Source organism: Microbacterium sp. CPCC 204701 (assembly GCF_004010105.1).
Lineage (GTDB): Bacteria > Actinomycetota > Actinomycetes > Actinomycetales > Microbacteriaceae > Microbacterium.
The window spans coordinates 1-5041 of record NZ_RRYE01000219.1; the positions used below are offsets into that span (position 1 = coordinate 1).

General features: G+C 70.2%; 5 protein-coding genes and 1 pseudogene. 5 read left to right on the top strand and 1 reads right to left on the bottom strand.

The genetic code is table 11. The annotated features are described in order from the left end of the window. Positions 1-309: BRCT domain-containing protein (locus tag EIO58_RS12290; RefSeq protein WP_342447977.1), on the top strand; the 309-nt coding region annotated here is incomplete at its 5' end. Between the two features lie 7 nt (positions 310-316). Then, positions 317-625, top strand: coding sequence for a YciI family protein (locus EIO58_RS12295; protein ID WP_127819787.1), 309 nt, complete (start codon positions 317-319; stop codon positions 623-625). Positions 626-632: 7 nt separating this feature from the next. On the opposite strand, the gene EIO58_RS12300 is transcribed toward EIO58_RS12295, so the two are convergent. Beyond that, positions 633-2330, bottom strand: coding sequence for a long-chain-fatty-acid--CoA ligase (locus EIO58_RS12300; RefSeq protein ID WP_127819788.1), 1698 nt, complete (start codon positions 2328-2330; stop codon positions 633-635). 67 nt (positions 2331-2397) lie between these two features. On the opposite strand from EIO58_RS12300, the gene gatC reads away from it, so the two are divergent. The 3 genes and pseudogenes from gatC to EIO58_RS12315 form a co-directional block, all read left to right on the top strand. Beyond that, complete coding sequence (gatC, locus tag EIO58_RS12305; protein WP_127819789.1) at positions 2398-2697, top strand: Asp-tRNA(Asn)/Glu-tRNA(Gln) amidotransferase subunit GatC; 300 nt, start codon at positions 2398-2400, stop codon at positions 2695-2697. 9 nt (positions 2698-2706) lie between these two features. Then, positions 2707-4242 (top strand): Asp-tRNA(Asn)/Glu-tRNA(Gln) amidotransferase subunit GatA, encoded by a 1536-nt coding sequence (gene gatA, locus EIO58_RS12310; protein WP_127819790.1) that lies wholly within the window; start codon positions 2707-2709, stop codon positions 4240-4242. Continuing rightward, a pseudogene (locus EIO58_RS12315) lies at positions 4242-5041 on the top strand (Asp-tRNA(Asn)/Glu-tRNA(Gln) amidotransferase subunit GatB); the annotation flags it as partial. The gene gatA and the pseudogene EIO58_RS12315, both read left to right, overlap by 1 nt.

Genomic DNA, 5041 nt, shown 5'->3' on the forward strand with positions numbered 1-5041 from the left:
CCCGGGCATCCCGGTCCCGGCGCCGCCGCGGCGGGCGGCGGCGTCCTCGACGGACTCACCGTGGTCGCCACCGGCTCACTCGACGGCTACACGCGCGAGGGTGCGCAGGAGGCGATCATCAATGCCGGCGGCAAGGCGGCGTCGAGCGTCTCGAAGAAGACCGACTTCGTCGCAGCGGGGCCGGGTGCCGGCTCGAAGCTGACGAAGGCCGAGGAGCTCGGCATCCGCATCCTCGACGCGACGCAGTTCCACCTCCTCGTGACCGAGGGGCCTGCGGCCCTCGACGCGCTCGTCCCCGACGAAAGGTGATCCGCACATGACCGAATGGCTCTATCGCATCGTGCCGGCTCGACCCGAGATGGTCACCGCACCGACGCAGGAGGAGCGCGACACGAGCACGGCGCACTTCGAGTATCTGGTTGATCTGCGAGATCGAGGCATCCTGATCCTCGCCGGTCGCACGCAAGAGGCGGGCGACGCCTTCGGGATCGTCATCTTCGAAGCCGATGACGAAAACGAAGCGCGGGCCGTGATGGATGGCGATCCCGGTGTCTCGGGCGGCGTCTTCGCCGCCACCCTGCACCCGTACGCGGTCGCGGTCGCCCGCGCCGGACTGGTGGACTGAGCCGGCGTCACTCGCCCGTCGTGAGCGTCAGCAGGCGCTCGCGCACCTGACGGCGCAGGACCTTGCCGATCAGCGACTTCGGCAGCTCGTCGACGACGAACACGCGGCGGGGCACCTTGTAGGGCGTGAGGATGCCGCGCGCGTACTCGCGGACGGCCTCGACATCGATCTCGTCGCCGGGCGAGACGACGATCGCGGCGACGACCTCCTCGCCGGAGTGCTCGTTCGGAAGTCCTACGACAGCGGCGTCCTCGACCCGCGGATGCTGCCGGAGCACGCTCTCGACCTCGGTGGGCGCGACGTTGAAGCCGCCGGTGATGATGAGCTCCTTGATGCGGTCGACGATGCGGATGAACCCCGCATCGTCGATCGTCACGATGTCGCCGGTGCGGTACCAGCCGTCGGCGAACACCGCCTCGGTCTCTTCGGGCTTGCCGTAGTAGCCGCTGAACACCTGCGGACCCCGCACGACGAGCTCACCGCGCTCGCCCTGCGCCACGTCCGTCGTAGGGTCGTCCGGGTCGACGACTCGGCACTCGGTGCCGGGCAGCGGCAGGCCGACCGAGCCGGGCACGCGGTTGTCGGCGACGGGGTTCGCCATGAGCACGGGGGAGCACTCGCTGAGACCGTAGCCCTCGACGAGATAGCCGCCTGATGCTGCCTCGAACGGCACTACGAGCTCGTGCGGGAGCGCCATAGCGCCGGAGACCGCGACCTGGGTCCCGGCCAGCGACACCCCCTTCTCCTGCGCCGCCTTCAGCAGCCGGTCGGCGATGGGCGGGACGAGCGGAAGGAAGGTTGCCGGGTGCTTCTCGGTGACCTCGAGCACCATGTCGGGGTCGAAGCGGGGGAACAGCACGAGGCGCGCGCCCATCGACATCGCGAACGTCAGGCACAGCGTGAGCCCGTAGGCATGGAACATCGGCAGCACCGCGTACACGACGCATCCGTCGCCGCGCACGATGGAGGGCACCCAGGCCCGTGCCTGGGCGGCGTTGGAGAGCAGGTTGCGATGCGTGAGCGCCGCGCCCTTCGGGGTACCCGTGGTGCCGCTCGTGTACTGGATCAGCGCGAGATCGTCGGTGCCCGGCGCGGGGTGCGATGACGGAAGCGGCGCCGTGCCCACGACGTCTTCCCATGGCACGGTGCCGCTCACCCGGGCGTGCAGCGCCTCGCGTGCGTCGCGGGCCTTCGCGATCGGCAGCTTCAGCGCCATGCGCGTGCGCAGCGGCATCGCCTTGGTGATGTCCACGGACACGAGAGCTGAGACGGAGAGGTCGGCGGGGAACTCCTGGATGGTCTTCACGACCTTCGTCCACGCGATCGCGTGCTTGGCGCCGTGGTCCTCGAACTGCTTGCGGAGCTCCCGCGGCGTGTAGAGCGGGTTGTGCTCGATGACGACCGCGCCCAGGCGCAGGACCGCGTAGAAGGCGACGATGTGCTGCGGGCAGTTCGGCAGCACGATCGCGACCGGATCGCCCGCCTTCACGCCGAGGTCTCGCAGGCCCGCGGCCGCGCGGTCGATCTGCTCGTGCAGCGAGCGGTACGACGTCGTGCGTCCGAAGAACTGCAGGGCGGGAGCGTCCGGGTAGTCGCGTGCGGACGCTGCCACGATGTCGACGAGAGAGCCGGTGACGGGCTCGAGGTCGGCCGGCACCCCCTCGGCGTAGCTGGCGATCCAGGGGCGCGGCGGGTCGTAGGTCACGCGATCAGCCTACGCCGGGCGCGGGCGAGGCCGTGGGGCCGGCCCCGCTCCCAACTAGACTGTCCGGGTGTCTGAAATCACCCCCGATCTCGTGCGCCATCTCGGTGTGCTCGCCAGGATCCAGCTGAGCGACGAGGAGGTCGAGCGCCTCACCGGGCAGCTCGACGTGATCGTCGACAACATCGCGAAGGTGTCGGAGGTGGCCACGCCGGACGTGCCGGCGACGAGCCACCCGATCGCCCTGCAGAACGTCTACCGTTCGGACGTCGTCGGCGACCAGCTCACTCCGGCTCTGGTGCTTCAGAACGCACCCGACGCCGCGGACGGCCGATTCCGCGTCACCGCCATCCTCGGCGAAGAGCAGTAAGGGGCCGACGTGACCGATCTGACGAAGCTGAGCGCCGCCGCGCTCGCCGACAAGCTCGCCGCCGGCGAGGTCTCGAGCGTGGAGGCCACGCAGGCCCACCTCGACCGCATCGCGGCCGTCGACGGCGACATCCACGCGTTCCTCCACGTGAGCGACCACGCTCTGGAGGTCGCCGCCGACATCGACCGCAGGCGTGCCGCAGGCGAGACCCTGGGCGCCGTCGCCGGCGTGCCGCTCGCGATCAAGGACGTGCTCGTCACCACCGACATGCCGTCGACGAGCGGCTCACGCATCCTCGAGGGCTACATGTCGCCGTACGACGCGACCGTCGTGGCGCGCAGCCGCGCCGCAGGCCTCGTGCCGCTCGGCAAGACGAACATGGACGAGTTCGCGATGGGCTCGTCGACCGAGCACTCCGCGTTCGGACCGACCCGCAACCCGTGGGACCTCGACCGGATCCCCGGCGGGTCCGGCGGTGGCTCGGCAGCCGCCGTCGCGGCATTCGAGGCGCCGCTCGCGCTGGGCTCCGACACCGGAGGCTCGATCCGCCAGCCGGCGCACGTCACCGGCACCGTCGGAGTCAAGCCGACGTACGGCGGCGTGAGCCGCTACGGCGCGATCGCGCTCGCCTCGTCGCTCGACCAGGTCGGGCCCGTCACGCGCACGGTCCTCGACTCGGGCCTGCTCCACGACGTGATCGCCGGCCACGACCCGCACGACTCGACCTCGCTCGTGCACGAGTGGCCGTCGTTCGCCGCCGCCGCGCGCGAGGGGGCGACGGGGGGCGTGCTGAAGGGCCTCAAAGTCGGCGTCATCAAGGAGCTTCCCGACAGCGGGTTCCAGCCCGGCGTGTCGGAGTCGTTCCGCGCGGCCCTCGCCGCGATGGAGGCGGCGGGCGCCGAGATCGTCGAGATCAGCGCGCCGCACTTCGAGTACGGCGTCGCCGCGTACTACCTGATCCTTCCGGCCGAGGCATCCAGCAACCTGGCGAAGTTCGATTCGGTGCGCTTCGGGCTTCGCGTCGACGTGCCAGGCGGGACCGTCGAGGACGTCATGGCCGCTACGCGCGACGCCGGGTTCGGCGACGAGGTGAAGCGCCGCATCATCCTCGGCACCTACGCGCTGTCGGCGGGCTACTACGACGCCTACTACGGCTCCGCGCAGAAGGTGCGCACGCTCATTCAGCGCGACTTCGACGAGGCGTTCGCGCGGGTCGACGTCATCGCGACGCCGTCGGCGCCGACGACGGCCTTCGCGCTCGGCGAGAAGGTCGACGACCCGCTGCAGATGTACCTGAACGATGTGACGACGATCCCGGCGAACCTCGCGGGCGTGCCCGGCATCTCGATTCCGTCTGGCGTGGCGGCAGAGGACGGCCTCCCGGTCGGCATCCAGTTCCTCGCGCCGGCTCGCGAGGACGTGCGCCTGTACCGGGTCGGTGCCGCGCTCGAGGCGATCCTCGTCGACTCGTGGGGCGCACCGCTCCTCGATCGGGCGCCCCAGCTCACTCACTCGACCCTCGGTTCGATCGGAGGCGCCCGCTGATGGCGAAGGACAAGCTGATGGACTTCGACGAGGCGCTCGAGCTGTTCGAGCCCGTCCTGGGGTTCGAGGTGCACGTCGAGCTCAACACCGAGACCAAGATGTTCTCGGGCGCGGCGAACCCCGCCAACTCCGCGAACCACGGGGCTCTGCCGAACACCCTCGTCGCCCCCGTCGACATGGGTCTTCCCGGTTCGCTGCCCGTGGTCAACGAGACCGCCGTGCGCTCCTCGATCAGCCTGGGCCTCGCGCTCGGCTGCTCCATCGCGCCGTCGAGCCGCTTCGCCCGCAAGAACTACTTCTACCCGGACCTCGGCAAGAACTATCAGATCTCGCAGTACGACGAGCCCATCGCGTTCGAGGGTCAGGTCGAGGTGGAGCTCGCGGACGGCACCGTCGTGGCGGTGCCGATCGAGCGCGCGCACATGGAGGAGGATGCCGGAAAGCTGACGCACGTCGGCGGCTCGACCGGGCGCATCCAGGGCGCGGAGTACTCGCTTGTGGATTACAACCGCGCCGGCGTGCCACTGGTCGAGATCGTCACGAAGCCGATCTTCGACACCGAGCATCGCGCGCCCGAGGTGGCGAAGGCGTACGTGCAGACGATCCGCGACATCGTGCTCTCCCTCGGCATCTCGGATGCACGCATGGAGCGCGGCAACCTCCGCTGCGACGCGAACGTGTCGCTGCGTCCCCGCGCTGCCGCAGGCGAGCCCGCAGCCCCGCTCGGAACCCGCACCGAGACCAAGAACGTCAACTCGATGCGGTCGGTCGAGCGCGCAGTGCGCTATGAGATCCAGCG

What these genes read in the sequence shown, in the direction of transcription:
- EIO58_RS12295 (WP_127819787.1), top strand. Translation starts at nt 317, where the DNA reads ATGACCGAATGGCTCTATCGCATCGTGCCGGCTCGACCCGAGATGGTC.